The following is a 16,214-nucleotide window of genomic DNA, read 5'->3' as shown; positions in this document are numbered from 1 at the left end:
GTCACCTCGCGACTTTCCGACGTGTCCCCGGGCGTCCGACCAGAGGACGGAGCGCGTTGACGATGGCGGATGCAAATTCGGGTTCGTTGATGTGGCGCCTGATGCGGATGAGCTGGCGGTTGCCGGTCTGGCGCACGCTGCGTTCCAGCGCTGTAAACAGCGCCGCGTCGGCTTCCGGATCCCAGAACGGCTGGCTAGGGGCGTCGAGCGCGGAAACGCCGCCTTCCGGCAGGAAGAAGCGCACCGGCCCGTCCATCCGGTTGAGTTTTTCGCCGATCCAGCGGCCGATGCGGTCGTTCTCTTCCGGCGTGGTGCGCATCAAGGTCACCTGCGGATTGTGAACGTGGAATTTGCGCTGGCGGTAGCGTTCGGGGATGGTGTCGGGCGCACCGAAATTGACCATGTCGAGCGCGCCGACCGAACCGATGAAGGGGACGCGGCTGCGGATGATCGCGCCAAAGCGGTCGTCGGTCGCCGGGAACACGCCGCCCATCAGGAGATCGCAGACTTCCGTCGTCGTGAGATCGACGACGACTGCGAGCATTCCGGAATCGACCAGCTTTTCCATCGAGCGGCCGCCGACGCCGGTGGCGTGGAAGACGAGACACTCGAAATCACTGCGGAGATCGGCGGCGATCTTCTGCACGGCTGGTGTTGTCACGCCAAACATGGTGATGCCGACAGCGGGCAACGCAACCCGCGCGTTACGCTCGGCCGCGCTTTGATTTTCGAGACGCGCCTTCACCATGCCGGCGATGGCGTTGGCGCCGTTGGCGAGCACGGCACGCGAGATCGAGTTGAGCCCCTGCACGTCGGTGACCGAATGCATCATCGTGATATCGGCAGGTCCGACATAAGGGCCGACGTCTCCCGATGCGACGGATGAGATGATGAGTTTCGGCACGCCGACGGGAAGGCCGCGCATGCCCGGCGCGACCAGCGAGGCGCCGCCGGAGCCGCCGGCCGAAATGATGCCTGCGACACTGTTCTGACGGCGCAGCCAATTGGCGAAGGCATCGGCCATCGCGGTCACCGACGCGCCGCGGTCGGACCCGAACACGCTCGACCCGCCGCGGCCGTGGTTGAGCGCGATTTCCTGGGCGGAGACGTCGCAGGTGGCGAGCTTGCCGCTGGTGGACACGTCGACCAGGCGCGTCCGCAAACCGTGACCGGCGATCACGTCGCGGATGAAGCGCAGCTCCTCGCCCTTAGTATCGAGGGTGCCGACGACGAGAACGACCGGTGGCCCGGACGCGGATTGAACGACGGCACCGGCTTGGCGTTTTTGTCGTGCGACGTCTTCGATCCGGGTGATACCCGTCGAAAGCGTGCGCGCGGCTGCCTCGATGCGCGCAATCGGTGCCGGCTGCGACCAGCGCGTCGGCAGCGTGGGATTGGAGATATAGATGCGGATTGGCGCCGTGCTCGGGGCGCGCGGCGGGGAGGGATGCGTCTTCTCCGCGCTCGCATCGGTAGCTTCGATATCCGTTTCCAGCTCGGCGTGGACACCAACGACTCCAACACCGAGCAGACGTTGCTGCAACTCGCGGTCGGCGGCAAGGCGCGCGGAGTCGATGATGCGATTGATGCGGCCATTGACCATGATCGCGACGTTCTTCGAAATCGCCGTGGCGACGCCGATATTCTGCTCGATCACCAGCACCGACATCTCGCCGTCTTCGGCAAGCCGCACCAGCATTTCCTCGACCTGGGCGACGATGACAGGCGCAAGGCCTTCGGTCGGCTCGTCCATGATGAGGAGATGCGGGTTGGTGAGAAGCGCGCGCGAGATCGCCAGCATCTGCTGTTCGCCGCCCGAGAGCTGGCCGCCACCATGATCTTTGCGCTCGGCAAGGCGGGGAAACGTCTGGTAGATGCGATCGATGGTCCAGACGCCGCGCCGCATCCCGGCCGCCAGCCGCAGATGTTCGTCCACGCTGAGCGAGCGCCACAGCCTTCGCCCTTGCGGAACGTAGCCGACGCCTGCTTGCGCGATTCGCGCCGGGCTGAGGCGGGTAATGTCCTCGCCGCGGACGCGCACCGAACCGCCGCTCGCCCGCAGCAAGCCCATGATGGTCTTGCACAGCGTGGTCTTGCCCATGCCGTTGCGGCCGACCACCGAGAACACGCCGGAATCCAGCGTCAGCTCGACGCCCTGCAGCGCGTGGGAATGGCCGTAGTAAACGTCGAGGCCCCGGACTTCGAGGGCAGGTGCTGAACGGCTGAAATCACTCATGGCCGGCCCCCAGATAGAGTTCCTGCACCTCCGGGTCGGCTTCGATCTCGTGCGGCAGGCCTTCCTTGAAGACACGGCCGTTGTGCATCATCGTGACGCTTTCGACGACGCGAAGCGCGACATCCATGTCGTGCTCGATGATGATGTAGCCGATATGGGCGGGCAGCGACGTCAGGATATCGATCAATTCGCGCCGCTCGGTGGGTGACAGGCCCGCGGCCGGTTCGTCGAACAGGATGAAGCGCGGCGCGCCGGCGAGCGCGAGCGCGATCTCGAGCTGCCGCTGCTGGCCATGGGCGAGTTCCGCGACCCGTTGCTCGCTGACCGATGTCAGGTGCACCGCCTGGATCAGCGCCTCTGTCGCATGCATGAGGGCATCGTTCGCCCCAGGGCGCAGCGGCGAGAATCGCCCGCGAGAAACGCCGCGGCAGGCGAGGTAGACGTTGTCCCTCACCGTAAGGCCGGGGAACAGTGCCGATATCTGGTACGTGCGGCGCAAGCCGCGCCTGATACGCTCATAGGGCGGGAAGTGGGTGATGTCCTCGCCGAAGAAGCGGATGGTGCCGGAGGACGGCGGAAAGTCGCCGGTCACGCAATTGAACAGTGTCGTCTTGCCGGCGCCGTTGGAGCCGAGCACGGCGCGGCGTTCGCCCGGACGAACCGTGATGGTGACGTCGGTCAGCGCCGCCAGCGCGCCGAACAGCCGGGTTACGCCGCGCAGCTCCAGCGCGGCGCCGGCGCCGACAGCAGAAAAGCGTGGCGCGGCGCTATCCATGGCCGTGGCCTCCGCCTGCGCGTTTATCGACGGTCGCCGCGCCGCGGCGCCACCGCTCCCATAGCCCGATCACGCCATCCGACGACCAGAACACGATGGCGAGGAAGCCGAGGCCGATCAGCAGCCGGAAGCGGTTGCCGTCGAGCCCGAGCTTGACCAATAGATCGAGCGCGAAGGTGCGCAGGATGACGAAGATGAAGGCGCCGATGAAGGGCCCGATGGGGCGGGTGATGCCGCCGACAACGGCGATGATCAGGATGTCGATGCAGGCGCCGACGCTGACCGAGCCGGGCGAAATCTGCCGGTAGTTCCAGACCTGCAGGACGCCGCCGAGTGCGGCGATGAAGGCCGCGAAGGCGTAGGCCGCTACGCGGTGCGCGTTGACATTGAAGCCGAGCGCCGCCATGCGGCGGGGATTGTCGCGCACGCCCTGCAGCGCGAGGCCGAAAGGCGCGCGCGAGACGTATTGAACGGCGAAGTAGCAAAACGCTGCGACGCCCAACGTGACGTAATAAAAGGGGATATCGGAGCGCCAGTCGATGCCCCAGAAGCGCGGCGTGGCGATGGTGTTGATGCCGGTGTGGCCGCCGAAGATCGCCCAGTTCTGGTTGGTGAAATAGTAGAAGGCCGCGCCGATCGCGAGCGTGATCATGATGGTGTAGATGCCCTCGGTGCGCACCGCGAGCGCGCCGCCGAGCGTGCCGAACGCCGTGGCCAGAATGAGCGCCATCGGCGTTGCGAGCCACCACGGCCAGCCGAGGCTGATATTGGTGTTGGCGCTCATGCCGAACACCGCGACCATATAGGCGGCAAAGCCGGCGACGGTGAGCTGCATCAGGCTGACCATGCCGCCATAGCCCGCCAGGAACATCAGGCTGAGCGCGACGGTCCCGAGGATCAGCGTCGTGGCAAAGATCTCGATCAGGAAGAAGCCGTTGGCGATGAACGGCGTGATCAAGAGGATCACGGCCACCAGCCAGACCGCCGGCTTGTTGAATTCCGGCCATGCCAACAACGCCGCGCGCACTTTTGCCGGTTGACTGGTCTGAGGATGTGCGCCCTGGACCAACGACATGTCAGCGCCTCGCAAGCAGGCCCTGCGGCCGCAGCGCCAGCACCAGCACCATGATGAGGAAGGTCACGACAATCGCATAAGTCGGGATGTAGACGGAGCCGAGCTGCTCGGCGAGGCCGATGATGACGGCGCCCAGCGCCGCGCCCGGGATCGATCCCATGCCGCCGACAATGACGACGACGAGGGAAGCGAGCAGAAAACGGGTATCCTCGCCGGGCGAAAGCGACTGAAAGGTTCCGCCGACGACGCCCGCGATGCCGGCAAGGCCGGCGCCAAGCGCGAACACGGCAACGAAGACGAGCTGGATAGGAACGCCGGTCGCCGCCAGCATGTCGCGGTCATCGACGCCGGCGCGCACCATCATGCCGACGCGGGTTCGGTTGAGCGCCAGCCACATCGCGATGCCGATCACGATCGCCGCGACCAGGATCACGAGCCGCACCAGCGGATAACGCAAATAGACCGCCTCGCCCGACGATCTGACCGCGGTGACCAGCGGCAATTCGATCGGGCCGACCAGCCAGCTCGGCGTCTGGATCTGATAGAAGTCACCGCCGAAGGCCCACAGCATCAGATCGGCAAACACGATCGAGAGCCCGATCGTGACCATGGTCTGGCGCAGATCCTGCCCTTCCATGCGGCGGAAGACGGCGATCTGCAGGACGATGCCGACCAGCGCCACACCGAAAAATGCGATGATGAAGCCGAGGATCCAGGAACCGGTCCAGGCGCTGATGGCGTAACCGATGTAGCCGCCGAACAGATAAAGCGAGCCATGCGCCAGATTGACGTTGCGCATCAGGCCGAAGATGAGCGTGAAGCCGCTGGCCACCAGGAAGTAAAGGCTGCCGAGCGTGATGCCGTTGAACAGGGCGTTGAGAAAGACCCGCTTCCTGCCGATCGCCTCTTCAAGGCCGGGCGGCCAGACGGCAAGGATCAGCCACAACAGCACCGCGACGGCGATCAGCAGGATCAGCGCCCATGCCGGATGGCGTTCGATAAATCTTGTCACGGTAGCAGCCCGGCCGTCGCCATACCGTCCTCCCAGACGCCGCGGCCGTTTCGGCTCGCGTTTTGGGGCATCCTAACGGCGCCGCGGACCTTGCACTTGATTGTCAGTATCTTTTCGCGCCGGATACGCGTCAGGGGCGCAAGACTTTGGCGGCGCGGCGGTATTCAGTCGGCGCCATCCCGACATTGGCCGCGAAGAAGCGGGTGAAGCCGCTCTGGGAGGAGAAGCCGAGATCGAAGCCGATATCGGCGATCGGCACTTCGGTCGCGACCAGGGCGTCCAGCGCCTGTTCCATGATCAGTGTATTAAGGTAGAGGTTTGGCGTGACGCCGGTCTGGGTGCGGAACAGCCGGTAGAAGTGCGGGCGCGACAGCCCGGAGGCCCGCGCGATCGAATCCAGCTCGATCTCGGCGCCCGGGCTTTCGGACATCAGCTTGATGGATTTGCGGACGCGAAAGTCGGTGACGGCGGTGGCGGTGCGCGTCTCCTGCACCGGCTCGGACGTCTGCCAGCTTTCGTCATAACAACTGTCGATCAACTGCCTGAGTTCGCAGTCGAGGCTGCTCAGCGAAGGCGCGCCGCACACCAGCGCGGCAGAGCGGCGAATATGCCTGTCGAGCGTGGCCGTACGCTTGAAGCAGGTGCGGCCGAACCGCAGGCTGTGGGCGCGGGCCGCGTCGGGGGCGAACCATTCGGCGTTAACGTAAAGCACGAAGAAGATCGCCCCGTTCTCCATGTCCGTCGGAACAAAATTGTGCGGTTCCCAGGGGTTGACGGCAACGATGGAGTCTTCCGCAAGCAGCCATCGCTCATCGCACACATCAATGCGGGCTGGCGTTCCACCGACATGAAAAATCAGGTGCCCTTCGCGATGCGCATGCATGTTGAAGGGGCGGTTCAACTGATAGACCGTCGCGCGACCGAACCGGCCGTGGAAGACGGCGAGAGCCTTGCTCATGCCTTCCCTCCCGCGGGATGTTCTTGTCTTTTCAGTCAGCGTTCAACATCCGCCGCGAGAATGCAAGGGAAGATCACATGCTGCCCGGCCGCGCCCGGGGCCCCGGCGTGACCGGGGCCCGTTCGCAGATGCGAAGAACTCAGTACTTCTTGCACTCCGGAACCGTCCGGCTCGGCAGCCCGATCTTGGAGAACACTGCCGGGTCGTAGCCGAGCGTCTGGTTCACGTTCGGAATCACCTTCACGACCTTGCTGAAGAGGGCGCCCTTGCCGTCATCCACCACTTCGGTGACGAAGTTGGTTCCGATCGCCTGGCGGTTGGAGTCGAGCTTGATCTTGCCGTTGGGCGCGTCGAGTTCGATCTTGGCGAGGGCTTCCTTGAGCTTGGCCTGGTTGTTGCTGAGGTCGCCGTTGACCTGGCGCAGCGCGAGTATGAGCGCCATCGTCGAGTTGTAGTAGTTGGTGGCGAGCAGTGACGGGCTCGGGAACCGCTTGTTCGGCGGGAAGGCGTCCTGATAAGCCTTCACGAATTTCTGCCAGCCCGCATCCTCCCAGGTATCGGCCTGACCGCTCGCGGCGATGGTGCCGAGCAGCGCATTCTTGGCGTTGCCCTTGGCGGAGAGGATGGTCTGGTCGACCATGATCGAGCCGCCCATCAGATGCGCCTTGCCGCCGGCCTGCTGATATTGGTTCAGGAAATTGACGGCGTCCGCGCCGCCAAGGCCGAGATAGATTGCATCAACGTCGTCGGGCAGGGCGGCGATGACGGAGGCAAAGTCCTTGGTGCCGAGCGGCACCCATTGCCGGTTAGTGACTTGTCCGCCGGCCCCGCAGAACTCGAGCACAAGCCCGAACACCTGGGTGTAGATGAACGAATAGTCTTCGCCCACCGTTGCGATCTTTCGGTAACCCTTGGTGTCGTAAGCGTATTTGCCGAGGCCCACCTGCCACTGGGCGCCGTCCATGTTGTAGCGGAAGAAGTTCGGCGCCGGATCGACATAAGTGGTTTCCTGCGCGCCGGAAGCAGCATTCACAAAGGTCAGCTCGGGGCGCGTCTTGGCAAAGTTCTTGACTGCGATGCCTTCGTCTCCGGACAAGGGCGAGAGCAGGATCTGGACCTTGTCCTGTTCGATCAGCTTGCGCACGGCGCGGACAGCGGAGTCTGGCGTGGCATCCGTCGAAGCGATGATGAATTCGATTTCCTTGTCGCCGACCTTCTTGCTGAGCGTGTTGATCGCCGTTTGATGCCCGCGGATTCCGTCCTCGCCGAGCACCGTATAGGTGCCTTCGAGGGTCGCGGTGACGCCGACCTTGATCTTCTCTTGAGCTAAGGCGGCGCCGGAAAGCAACAGGCTGCTCAGCGCGACCAGTCCCGCACAGCTTCTAAACATCGAACCCCTCCCTTGTATCGCCAGTTTTTCTATAGGTCGTTCCGAAGTCGCCATGCCCTTCACAGTGCATTGCGACCGGGACCGCCGGGCGAAAAGCTAGCCGATGACTGGGGCGGCGCGCGCAGCTTCGCCCGCTGCAACTTGACCGGTAGTCTCATTTTGCATGCTGCGCCGCGACGAGATGCCGAGGCTGGCGAAGCCTAGCCGGCCCGTCCCCAGCCACGGAGCCAAAGCGCAGATGCGACAATGCCCCCGGAAACGATCGAGCCCGCGGCGACGGTAATGAAGAGCTCCCGCAATCCGCCGCCAAGATAGGCAACGACGAGCCAGCCAATTCCCGCGGCGACGAGCAGCCGGACGGTTCCGCCGAAAACCGGCCACATCACGCGGCCGGCGCCTTGGCCCGCGAAGTAGAGCAGCATTCCAAGACCCGCCACGCCGTAGAAGGGGGCTACGTTGCGGAAATAGATCGAACCGGCGGCCAGAACCTCAGGCTCCGTGCTAAACAGCGTCAGCCAGGCGTGTGGAAATATCGTCACGACAAGTCCGAGGAGTTCGGTGACACCGGCCGCAAAAAACGCGGCAACCCAGGCGATGCGCTCCGCCCGCCTGATCTGGCCCGCTCCGATGTTGACCCCGACCATCGTGAGCGCTGCGCTGCCAAGCGCGAAGAGCAGCGGAATCTGGATGTAATCGAGGCGCGACGCAATTCCGTAGCCTGCGATGGCGTCAGTGCCGAACAGCCCGACGGCGCCAGTGACCAGGACGACAGTCAAATTGGACTGAATGGTGCCGATGGCCGACAACCCGCCGACGCCAAGAATATCGCCAAGTTGCCGCCACTTGATGAGGCGCACGTCGAACGGCAGTCGCAACGAGGCCCGGGCGGAGCGCATGTAAACGATCAACACGAGCGCACCAACGAGATAGTAGACGACGACGGCAACGCCGGCTCCCGGTACGTCGAGCCGCGGAAAGGGGCCCCAGCCGAAGATCAAGGCCGGCGAAAGCGGAAGCAGCACGAACACGCCCAGCAGAATGACGGCCGCCGGCGCGACCGTGTTGCCTGCGCCACGAAGAGCCGCCGCCAGAAGGCTGACGATCCAGACAAAGATCGCCCCGAAGAAGATGACGTGGCCATATTCGAGAGCTGCGCCGAGGGCTCCTGCCTGACCGCCGAGCAAGCGGTAGACAGCCTCGCCGAACAGCCACTCGGCGGCGGCAAAGATCACTCCGAAAGCAATGGCGAGAACGAGTGCGTTGAGCGCCAGCGCCTCGGCTTCCGCCACCTTGCCGGCGCCCATCGCACGCGCGATTGCCGATGCGACACCACCACCGATGCCGCCGTTCGACATCATCTGCATCAGCATGAAGACGGGAAACACCAGGCTGACGCCCGCCAGCGCTTCCGTCCCGAGGAAGCTGACGAAATAGGTCTCCGCGACCCCGACCAGGGTTTGCACGACCATGACCACGAGCGTCGGCAGAGCGAGCGTCAGCAGCGTCGGCAGCACGGGGCCCTCGAGCATCGACCTCTGCTTGACCTTCGCCGCTTCGTTTTCTTTCACGCTGCCGGCCACGGCCACCGGTCGCGGCAACGACGATTGTTGCGGCGTCAGGGTCGTCATCATCGGCTCGGCAGGGTTCGAATAAACTCGATCAGCGCGGTGCTGACCTCGTTCGGCCGCTCCTGCTGGGTCCAGTGGCCACAGCCGGGCAGCATCTGAATCTTGCGCAGGCCGGGAACGAAGTTCTTCTGGTTGGCGAGCAACTGGTCCGTTCCGGGAAACGAGAGCAGGAAATCACGATCGCCCGCGATGTAGAGCGCCGGTACAGACACTTGCATGCCGGCCACAGCACCCGTGATTTCCCAGTTGCGATCGATGTTGCGGTAGTAATTGAGCGCGCCCCGGAAACCGGTTCGCTTGAACTCCTCGCCATAAAAGTCGATGTCGCTTTCGCTGATCCAGGATGGCAGGATTTTGGGGGCGCCGGGTCCTTGCAGAAATCCGCTGCCCTTCCGCACCATGCCAAGGTTCGGCGCGGGCTCGCCCGCAGCGACGGCCGCGCGAGCCGCGGCTACGCCGTCCCCGGACGCTCCGAACAGCATGTTGCGAATGGTCGCGTGCGGATCGCGCCCCAATTCCGCCTCGGCCGGTCCGGGCTCCATGAAATAGAGCTGGTAGAATTGCGCCGTCTCCGTGCGCGGCATGAGACTGGTCGGCGCCACTTTGCCGCGCGGGCGGAACGGGACGCTGAGGGCTGCGACCGCCCGGAAGCGGTCGGGCCGCATGAGAGCTGCCTGCCAGGCGATGCTGGCACCCCAATCATGACCGGCGATGACGGCGGTCGCCGCACCCAAGGCGTCAAGGATGCCTACCATGTCGCCTACGAGATGCAGGATCGTGTATTGATCGATCGCTTGCGGCGCGTCGCTCTTGCCGTAACCACGCAGGTCCGGAGCGACGACACGGAAGCCGGCGGCAGCAAGCGCATCGATCTGATGCCGCCAGGAGAACCAGGATTCAGGAAAGCCGTGCACCAGCAGCACCAGCGGTCCTTCGCCCTGTTCGGCAATATTGATGCGGATGCCGTTGCATTCGATGATTCGTTGCGTGGCCTTGCTCATTTTTCCATCCCGCTCCGAAGTTGCTGCTGATGCGTTTGACGAGATCGCGCCTGGGGCAACTCGCAATGCGAGCGGTGCCAGTGCCGTCGTTAGTAGCTGACGCCTGTTCATGGACTTTCCTCAGGCCAAGCCGGCGTACTCGCAGCGAGTGGGTGAACGCCGCCGATCCTTTACCGTCACAACCAGTTTTGGTACTGTCTGGTACCCAACCAGCGATGTATGGTACCATTGGGTACCAAGTCAAGAGGGAAATGACGTCGATGAGTCCGAAGATGAAGCCGCGCGAGGAAGAAACCGATGGAGCCGCAGTCCGGAAGCGGATTCTCGGCGCGGCGCTTTCGGCATTCATGGAGGGCGGCTATGCGCAGACCAGCACGCTGGAGATTGCGACACGCGCACGCGTGTCGAAACGCGAGCTTTATTCGCTGTTCGGCAACAAGGAAGCGATGCTGGTCGCCTGCATCACCGAGCGCGCCCGGCGGTTGAAAGCGCCGACCGATCTGCCCGAGTTGCGCGACAAGGAAACCCTGGCCAACGTGCTTACCGCTTTTGGAACGAGGCTTTTGACGGAAACGACCGATCCGGCCGTCGTTGCTATGTTCCGGCTGGCGATATCCGAAACAGTGCACGCGCCAAAGGTTGCACAAGCGCTGGAATCGATCGCTCGCCGGCCTGCGCGTGATTCATTGCGAGAGATCATGGCAAACGCCAAGTCGGCCGGGCTGTGCGATGGCGATCCTGCCGCGATGGCCGAACAATTCTCCGGGCTGCTCTGGGGCGACCTGATGACCGGCCTGCTGCTTCAAGTGGCCGATCGCCCGAGTGCCGCCGAAATCGCGCGGCGGGCCTGCGCGGCAACGACAGGGTTTCTAAACATCTATCCGAAGCCCAGGTGAAATCGCCTGTCTTAGCCGGCGGCGTCGCCGGTACGCTTGCCATCCCGGATGATCTGCCGTTTTGGCTTGACCGCGGTGTGCGGTATTTCTACGTCCATCCGACCCACCTGCACGCATGGAGAAGGTCCGCCGTGGCATTTGAACTGTTCAATCTGGCCGGCAAACGAGCGCTCGTCACAGGATCGTCCCAGGGGATCGGCCTTGCCATCGCGCGAGGGCTCGCCGAGCATGGCGCCTCCGTGGTCCTGAACGGACGGGAGCGCAGCAAGCTCGAGGCCGCCGCCGCAAGCTTGACCGCAGCCGGGCACAAGGTTGCGGTCGCCGGTTTCGACGTCACCGTGGCCGACGATGTCCGCGAAGGAGTTGCGACAATCGAACGGACGGTCGGGGTAATCGACATTCTCGTCAACAACGCCGGCATGCAGTTTCGCACGCCGCTTGAGGATTTTCCCGCGGAGAAGTGGGAGCAATTGCTCAGGACCAATGTCTCGAGCGCCTTCTACGTCGGCCAGGCCGTCGCGCGCCACATGATCCCGCGCGGAAAGGGCAAGATCATCAACATCGCGTCGGTTCAGAGCGAGTTGGCCCGCCCGGGCATTGCCCCGTACACCGCTACCAAGGGAGCGATCAAGAACCTCACGCGCGGCATGTGCGCCGATTGGGCCAGGCACGGACTGCAGATCAATGCCATTGCGCCGGGTTACTTCAAGACCCCGCTGAATCAAGCGCTGGTCGACGATCTCCAATTTTCAGCGTGGCTTGAAAAGCGGACGCCGGCCTCGCGCTGGGGCAACGTGGACGAACTGATAGGCGCCGCCGTCTTTCTGTCGGGAGATGCCTCGTCCTTCGTCAACGGGCATACGCTCTACGTCGACGGCGGCATCACGACCTGTCTTTAATTGTTGGCGCGTCTTTCACGCAGTCCGGCACAAGTCTTCAAGGAGCGTTTCGCGCCTGGCAGACGTCAAGCCGGTTTCGCCTCGCCTGACCGCGCACGCAAGGCACTGAACGCGTCGACCTTGATTTCGGCGCTTGAGCCATCAGCGAAGGAAAGGTTTACCGGATGGAAGCCGATATCCAACGTCAACTGGTCCGATCCGTCTCCGAAGGACACTGTTGCGACGTTTCCTGATATCGTGACGTTCATATTCTCGGCCGAAAAGCCCTCGCCCAGTTTGATGGTAACGTCGCGGTTGGTGAAGATGGTATCCTTGCCGTCGCCGACGTTGAACAGGATTGTGGAGCCCCGGTCAGCGCGAATCGTATCGTCGCCGGTACCGCCGGCAACGATCGTTCCATTGTCCGCATCGATGGTGTCGTTGCCGGCACCGCCCTCGACATAGCTGCCGACGAGAGCTGAGATGGAATCGTTGCCGTCACCACCATAGGCGCGGCTGTCGGACCATACCGAGATCGTGTCATTCCCTGCGCCACCATCGACCAGGCTCTCCGACCAGGCGCTGATCGTGTCGCTTCCGGCGCCACCCATCGTCACGGTATTTGACCATGCGCGCACCATGTCGTCGCCATCGCCGGCATCCACGGCGCTATCGGACCAGACGTCGATCTGGTCGTTGCCGGCGCCGCCATAGACAGCCGATCCCGACCAGGCACGGAGCGTGTCATTACCTGCGCCACCATCGACGACGCTATCGGACCAGGCATCGATCGTATCGTTGCCGTCGCCGCCATCGGCGAGAGTCCTGCTCCAACCGGACAGCGCGTCGTCGCCGTCGGTCCCCGGGCGATATGACATTCCCAGTTCCTGCAACCGCAGCAAGAACGCCTGTACTACCGGTGATTGCCCGATGCTGCCGGTGGATGGGGTTGAAGGTCCGCTTTGCGATTTCTCCTTCGATGAAGCCTGGTGGTTGGACGCCAGCGTGGCCAAAAGCTGCGGCGGCTCCGGCGGCTGCGGCAACTGCCAGGGTCGGAACGACGGGGAAAGAGGATTGTAGAGCACTCTCATGGCGGCATTTCCAAACCCAGTTGCCGCCTTCAAGCGGCGACATGCTGTGAAGATGCCTGAACGGTATCGCGATGCTCCTAAGAAATAATTACTCGTCTACCTAAGGATGTATCGAAGGATACTTGTCGGCAGCATTATTATTTCGGGTAAGTGAGCGTCGTCCGCGAAATGCCAGCGTCCGGCAATCAACGCCGGACGCTACGAGCGCGCGATAATGCTGGCCTTACTTCTTGTAGGCGGCGATCACGGCTTCACCATCGGCGCCCGCCTTTTTGAGCCAATCGGCCGTCAACTGCTCGCCGATCTTCTCGAGGCCGGACTTCAGCGCCGGAGGTGGCGGCAGCACCTTCATCTTGTTGGCCTGAAGCTGTTCGAGATACCACTTCGCCTTTTCTTCCGCGAGCTTCCAGCCGCGCTCTTCGGCGACTGCCGCCGCCTTGAGGATCGCGTCCTGCGTCGGCTTGTCGAGCGCGTCGAACGCCGCCTTGTTCACGAAGGTGACGTTCTTCGGAATCCAGGCCTGCGTATCGTAAAAATGCGTCATGGTTTCCCAGGACTTGCTGTCGTAGCCGGTCGAGCCCGAGGTCATGAACGCGTTCACGACGCCGGTGGCCAGCGCCTGCGGCAGTTCCGCCGCCTGGATGGTGACGGGCTGCGCGCCGACAAGTTCGGCGATGCGCGAGGTGCCGACGTTATAGGCGCGCCACTTCAAGCCCTTCATATCCTCGACCGTGTTGAGGTCCTTCTTGGCATAAATGCCCTGCGGCCCCCATGGCACTGCGAACAGAAGCATCAGTCCCTGCGAGGCGAGCTTCTTTTCGATGGCAGGCTTCGAGGCGAGCCACAGCTTCTTGGCTGCCGGATAGCTCGTCGCCAGGAAAGGGATCACGTCGATGCCGAACATCGGATCTTCGTTCTCATGCAGCGAAATCAGAACCTCGCCGGCCTGCGCCTGCCCGGTTGCGACGGCGCGTTTGATTTCCGGCGCCTTGAACAGCGATGCGGCGGGATGCACGGTGATCTGCAGCTTGTTGCCGGTGGCGTCGGCAACGTCCTTGGCGAACGCGATCAGATTCACCGAATGCGGATTGTCCGCCGGATAGGCCGCCGGAAGATTCCATTTTGTCTGCGCCATTGCCGGGGCGGCGAGCGCCGCGACGCAGGCGGCCAATGCGCACGTCTTTATAAGTCTGAACATGACAATACCTTTCTCTAGCCAGGGAACGCGATCCGCGGCAGCAGCATCACGATATCAGGAAAGACCGTGATGATGGCAACCGCCAGAACGAGCAAGAAGAAGAACGGCAGGGCCGCCTTGGCGACCGTGTTGGAATCCTTGCCGCTCATGGTCTGCAGGACGAACAGGTTGAAGCCGACGGGCGGAGAGACCTCCGCCATTTCCACCACCAGCACCAGGAAGATTCCGAACCAGACCAGGTCGAAGCCGGCCTGCTTCACCATCGGAATGACGATGGCGGTGGTCAGCACGATCATGGAGATGCCGTCGAGTGCCGTGCCGAGCACGACGTACATCACGGTGAGCGCCGCGATCAGCGCATAGGGGCTGAGCTGGAGCCCGTTCACCCAGTTCGCGAGCGCCATCGGGATGCCGGTATAGGCCATCGACGTGCCCATGTAGGAGGCGCCCGCCAGGATCAGCAGGATCATGCAATTGACCCGCGTCGCGCCCATGACGCTCGCCCAGAACGATTGCCAGGTCAGCGCGCCCTGCCACCATGCAATCGCGAGCGACCCCAACACGCCCCAGGCCGCGCATTCCGTCGCCGTCGCCCAGCCCATCAGCAGCGACAGAAAGACGAAAATGATCAGCAGCAGGCAGGGAATGAGATTGAGCGACTCGGCAACGCGCCTGCGAAAGCTCATGGACGGTTCGGCCGGCGGCGTGTTTTTCGGATTGGCGAGCGACCAGATCGCGATGTAGCCGGAATAGAGCGCCATCACCAACATACCCGGCAGAAACCCGGCGAGAAAGACCTGAATGATGGAGACGTTCGCCTGCACGGCGTAGACCACCATGGTGATCGACGGCGGGATGAGAATGCCGAGCGTGCCCGCACCGGCCAGTGAGCCGAGGCTCAAGCCTTCGTCATAGCCGCGCTTCTTCAATTCGGGCAGGGCGATCTTGGCAACCGTGGCGCAGGTCGCGGCTGATGATCCCGATACCGAACCGAACACGCCGCAGGCGAGCACATTGACGTGCATGAGCCGGCCCGGCAGCCAGTTCAGCCACGGCGCAAACCCGCGGAACATTTCCTCCGACAGGCGCGTGCGGAACAGAATTTCGCCCATCCAGATGAAGAGCGGCAACGCGGCGAGCGACCAGGATGCGCTGTTGCCCCACACCGTCGTCGCCAGCACGCTGCCGGCCGGAATGCCGCCGGCGGCGAATTGCATACCGGCCCATCCCGTCGCCATCAGCGCGACGGCGATCCAGACGCCGGCGCCAAGCAGCAGCGCCAGGAATCCCAGCAGGATGGCGGCGATGGAAAGCAGCTCCATCTCAGACCCCGCTCTGCATGGCACGCTCGACGATTTCCTCGGCGCTCTGCGGCTTCGGTAATTCGTAGCGCGGCGCAAAGCCGCGCAGCACATGGATCAGTTCATCCACGAAGGCGATGAAAAGAACCGCGAGGCCGCCGCTGTAACCAAGCTGCGGAATCCACAGCGGCACCGCGATGACGCCTTGCGAAATGTCGGAAAATTTCCACGACTGCCAGGTCATGATCACGGCATGCCAGGCGAAAAAGCCGATGAAGCCGACGCCGACCAGGAGGGCTGCGATCTCGACATAATGGCGCACATTATCGTTGAGGCGGTCGATCAACAGGCCGACGCGGATCATCTCGCCGTGCTTGAACGTATGCGCGAGCCCGAGGAAGGCGGTCGCCGCCATGCACCAGGAGATGAAATCGTCGCCCGCCGGAATATTGATGCCAAACGGCCGGCCACCCGACAGCAGCAGCATCAGGACAAAAATCGCAATGAGGAAAAGTCCGGCAAGATAGCCGGAGAAAAGGTAGAGCCGATCAAGAAACACGCGGATCATAATGAGTCCTTACCCCTCGCACGCATATTGCCTGGAAGCAATAGACGTACCATTTTCGGTCGTTCCTACTGGAAGGGCCGATCGATCCGCGTCCCGCCAAAGCGACCGAAATCAGCCTTCTAAGGGGACAGGTTTTCGGAGTTGCTGCGGACAGTCAAGGCAGGACGCACGCAAATCCTGCGACTCTTTCGGCGGATACCATTCCGA

At 63.3% G+C, this 16,214-nt stretch carries 14 protein-coding genes; 2 read left to right on the top strand and 12 right to left on the bottom strand.

Annotation, left to right across the window (positions count from 1 at the left end; genetic code table 11):
• Position 1: 1 nt before the first annotated feature.
• The 8 genes from V1273_RS28535 to V1273_RS28500 form a co-directional block, all read right to left on the bottom strand.
• The gene (locus tag V1273_RS28535) at positions 2–2,236 is read right to left on the bottom strand and encodes an ABC transporter permease (protein ID WP_334411621.1); all 2,235 of its coding nucleotides are present in this window, start codon (positions 2,234–2,236) and stop codon (positions 2–4) included.
• A complete protein-coding gene (locus V1273_RS28530) occupies positions 2,229–3,011 on the bottom strand; it encodes an ABC transporter ATP-binding protein (RefSeq protein ID WP_334411620.1) in 783 nt (260 codons plus the stop codon). Before V1273_RS28530 ends, V1273_RS28535 begins: the two co-directional genes overlap by 8 nt.
• Positions 3,004–4,086 carry a branched-chain amino acid ABC transporter permease gene (locus V1273_RS28525; protein WP_334411619.1) on the bottom strand — a complete coding sequence of 361 codons (1,083 nt, stop codon included), beginning with the start codon at positions 4,084–4,086 and terminating at the stop codon, positions 3,004–3,006. The genes V1273_RS28530 and V1273_RS28525 overlap by 8 nt, the downstream gene beginning before the upstream one ends.
• A gap of 1 nt (position 4,087) precedes the next feature.
• Positions 4,088–5,098 (bottom strand): branched-chain amino acid ABC transporter permease, encoded by a 1,011-nt coding sequence (locus V1273_RS28520; RefSeq protein WP_334380662.1) that lies wholly within the window; start codon positions 5,096–5,098, stop codon positions 4,088–4,090.
• A 130-nt stretch (positions 5,099–5,228) separates the two neighbouring features.
• The gene (locus tag V1273_RS28515) at positions 5,229–6,056 is read right to left on the bottom strand and encodes an AraC family transcriptional regulator (RefSeq protein WP_065745730.1); all 828 of its coding nucleotides are present in this window, start codon (positions 6,054–6,056) and stop codon (positions 5,229–5,231) included.
• Positions 6,057–6,195: 139 nt separating this feature from the next.
• Entirely contained in the window at positions 6,196–7,446 is a 1,251-nt protein-coding gene (locus V1273_RS28510) for an ABC transporter substrate-binding protein (RefSeq protein ID WP_334380665.1), read from the bottom strand.
• A 200-nt stretch (positions 7,447–7,646) separates the two neighbouring features.
• Positions 7,647–9,074 (bottom strand): MATE family efflux transporter, encoded by a 1,428-nt coding sequence (locus V1273_RS28505; RefSeq protein WP_334411618.1) that lies wholly within the window; start codon positions 9,072–9,074, stop codon positions 7,647–7,649.
• Positions 9,074–10,075, bottom strand: coding sequence for an alpha/beta fold hydrolase (locus V1273_RS28500; protein ID WP_334411617.1), 1,002 nt, complete (start codon positions 10,073–10,075; stop codon positions 9,074–9,076). The genes V1273_RS28505 and V1273_RS28500 overlap by 1 nt, the downstream gene beginning before the upstream one ends.
• A gap of 29 nt (positions 10,076–10,104) precedes the next feature.
• Between V1273_RS28500 and V1273_RS28495 the strand changes: the two genes are divergently transcribed.
• The gene (locus V1273_RS28495; protein WP_334412281.1) at positions 10,105–10,971 is read left to right on the top strand and encodes a TetR/AcrR family transcriptional regulator; all 867 of its coding nucleotides are present in this window, start codon (positions 10,105–10,107) and stop codon (positions 10,969–10,971) included.
• 131 nt (positions 10,972–11,102) lie between these two features.
• Positions 11,103–11,870 carry an SDR family oxidoreductase gene (locus tag V1273_RS28490; RefSeq protein WP_334364695.1) on the top strand — a complete coding sequence of 256 codons (768 nt, stop codon included), beginning with the start codon at positions 11,103–11,105 and terminating at the stop codon, positions 11,868–11,870.
• A 65-nt stretch (positions 11,871–11,935) separates the two neighbouring features.
• Here the strand turns inward: V1273_RS28490 and V1273_RS28485 are convergent, their stop codons facing one another.
• The 4 genes from V1273_RS28485 to V1273_RS28470 all read right to left on the bottom strand — a co-directional run bounded on the left by V1273_RS28485 (position 11,936) and on the right by V1273_RS28470 (position 16,007).
• Positions 11,936–12,727 (bottom strand): calcium-binding protein, encoded by a 792-nt coding sequence (locus tag V1273_RS28485; RefSeq protein WP_334411616.1) that lies wholly within the window; start codon positions 12,725–12,727, stop codon positions 11,936–11,938.
• A 436-nt stretch (positions 12,728–13,163) separates the two neighbouring features.
• Positions 13,164–14,138: a TRAP transporter substrate-binding protein gene (locus tag V1273_RS28480; RefSeq protein ID WP_334411615.1), complete on the bottom strand. Its 975-nt coding sequence runs from the start codon at positions 14,136–14,138 to the stop codon at positions 13,164–13,166.
• Between the two features lie 14 nt (positions 14,139–14,152).
• The gene (locus tag V1273_RS28475; RefSeq protein WP_334411614.1) at positions 14,153–15,460 is read right to left on the bottom strand and encodes a TRAP transporter large permease; all 1,308 of its coding nucleotides are present in this window, start codon (positions 15,458–15,460) and stop codon (positions 14,153–14,155) included.
• A 1-nt stretch (position 15,461) separates the two neighbouring features.
• Positions 15,462–16,007, bottom strand: coding sequence for a TRAP transporter small permease (locus V1273_RS28470; protein WP_247512247.1), 546 nt, complete (start codon positions 16,005–16,007; stop codon positions 15,462–15,464).
• Positions 16,008–16,214: the final 207 nt, after the last annotated feature.

Source organism: Bradyrhizobium sp. AZCC 1721, assembly GCF_036924715.1.
Classification (GTDB): Bacteria; Pseudomonadota; Alphaproteobacteria; order Rhizobiales; family Xanthobacteraceae; genus Bradyrhizobium.
Note: the sequence above shows the minus strand (reverse complement) of the source record. Positions and strands in the feature narration are given on the sequence as shown.

Excerpts from the sequence above, each read along its gene's own strand:
- V1273_RS28500 (WP_334411617.1), bottom strand. The coding sequence starts at position 10,075 with ATGAGCAAGGCCACGCAACGAATCATCGAATGCAACGGCATCCGCATC.
- V1273_RS28495 (WP_334412281.1), top strand. The coding sequence starts at position 10,105 with ATGCGTTTGACGAGATCGCGCCTGGGGCAACTCGCAATGCGAGCGGTG.
- V1273_RS28505 (WP_334411618.1), bottom strand. The coding sequence starts at position 9,074 with ATGACGACCCTGACGCCGCAACAATCGTCGTTGCCGCGACCGGTGGCC.
- V1273_RS28485 (WP_334411616.1), bottom strand. The coding sequence starts at position 12,727 with ATGTCATATCGCCCGGGGACCGACGGCGACGACGCGCTGTCCGGTTGG.
- V1273_RS28525 (WP_334411619.1), bottom strand. The coding sequence starts at position 4,086 with ATGTCGTTGGTCCAGGGCGCACATCCTCAGACCAGTCAACCGGCAAAA.
- V1273_RS28475 (WP_334411614.1), bottom strand. The coding sequence starts at position 15,460 with ATGGAGCTGCTTTCCATCGCCGCCATCCTGCTGGGATTCCTGGCGCTG.
- V1273_RS28470 (WP_247512247.1), bottom strand. The coding sequence starts at position 16,007 with ATGATCCGCGTGTTTCTTGATCGGCTCTACCTTTTCTCCGGCTATCTT.
- V1273_RS28510 (WP_334380665.1), bottom strand. The coding sequence starts at position 7,446 with ATGTTTAGAAGCTGTGCGGGACTGGTCGCGCTGAGCAGCCTGTTGCTT.
- V1273_RS28480 (WP_334411615.1), bottom strand. The coding sequence starts at position 14,138 with ATGTTCAGACTTATAAAGACGTGCGCATTGGCCGCCTGCGTCGCGGCG.
- V1273_RS28515 (WP_065745730.1), bottom strand. The coding sequence starts at position 6,056 with ATGAGCAAGGCTCTCGCCGTCTTCCACGGCCGGTTCGGTCGCGCGACG.
- V1273_RS28535 (WP_334411621.1), bottom strand. The coding sequence starts at position 2,236 with ATGAGTGATTTCAGCCGTTCAGCACCTGCCCTCGAAGTCCGGGGCCTC.
- V1273_RS28530 (WP_334411620.1), bottom strand. The coding sequence starts at position 3,011 with ATGGATAGCGCCGCGCCACGCTTTTCTGCTGTCGGCGCCGGCGCCGCG.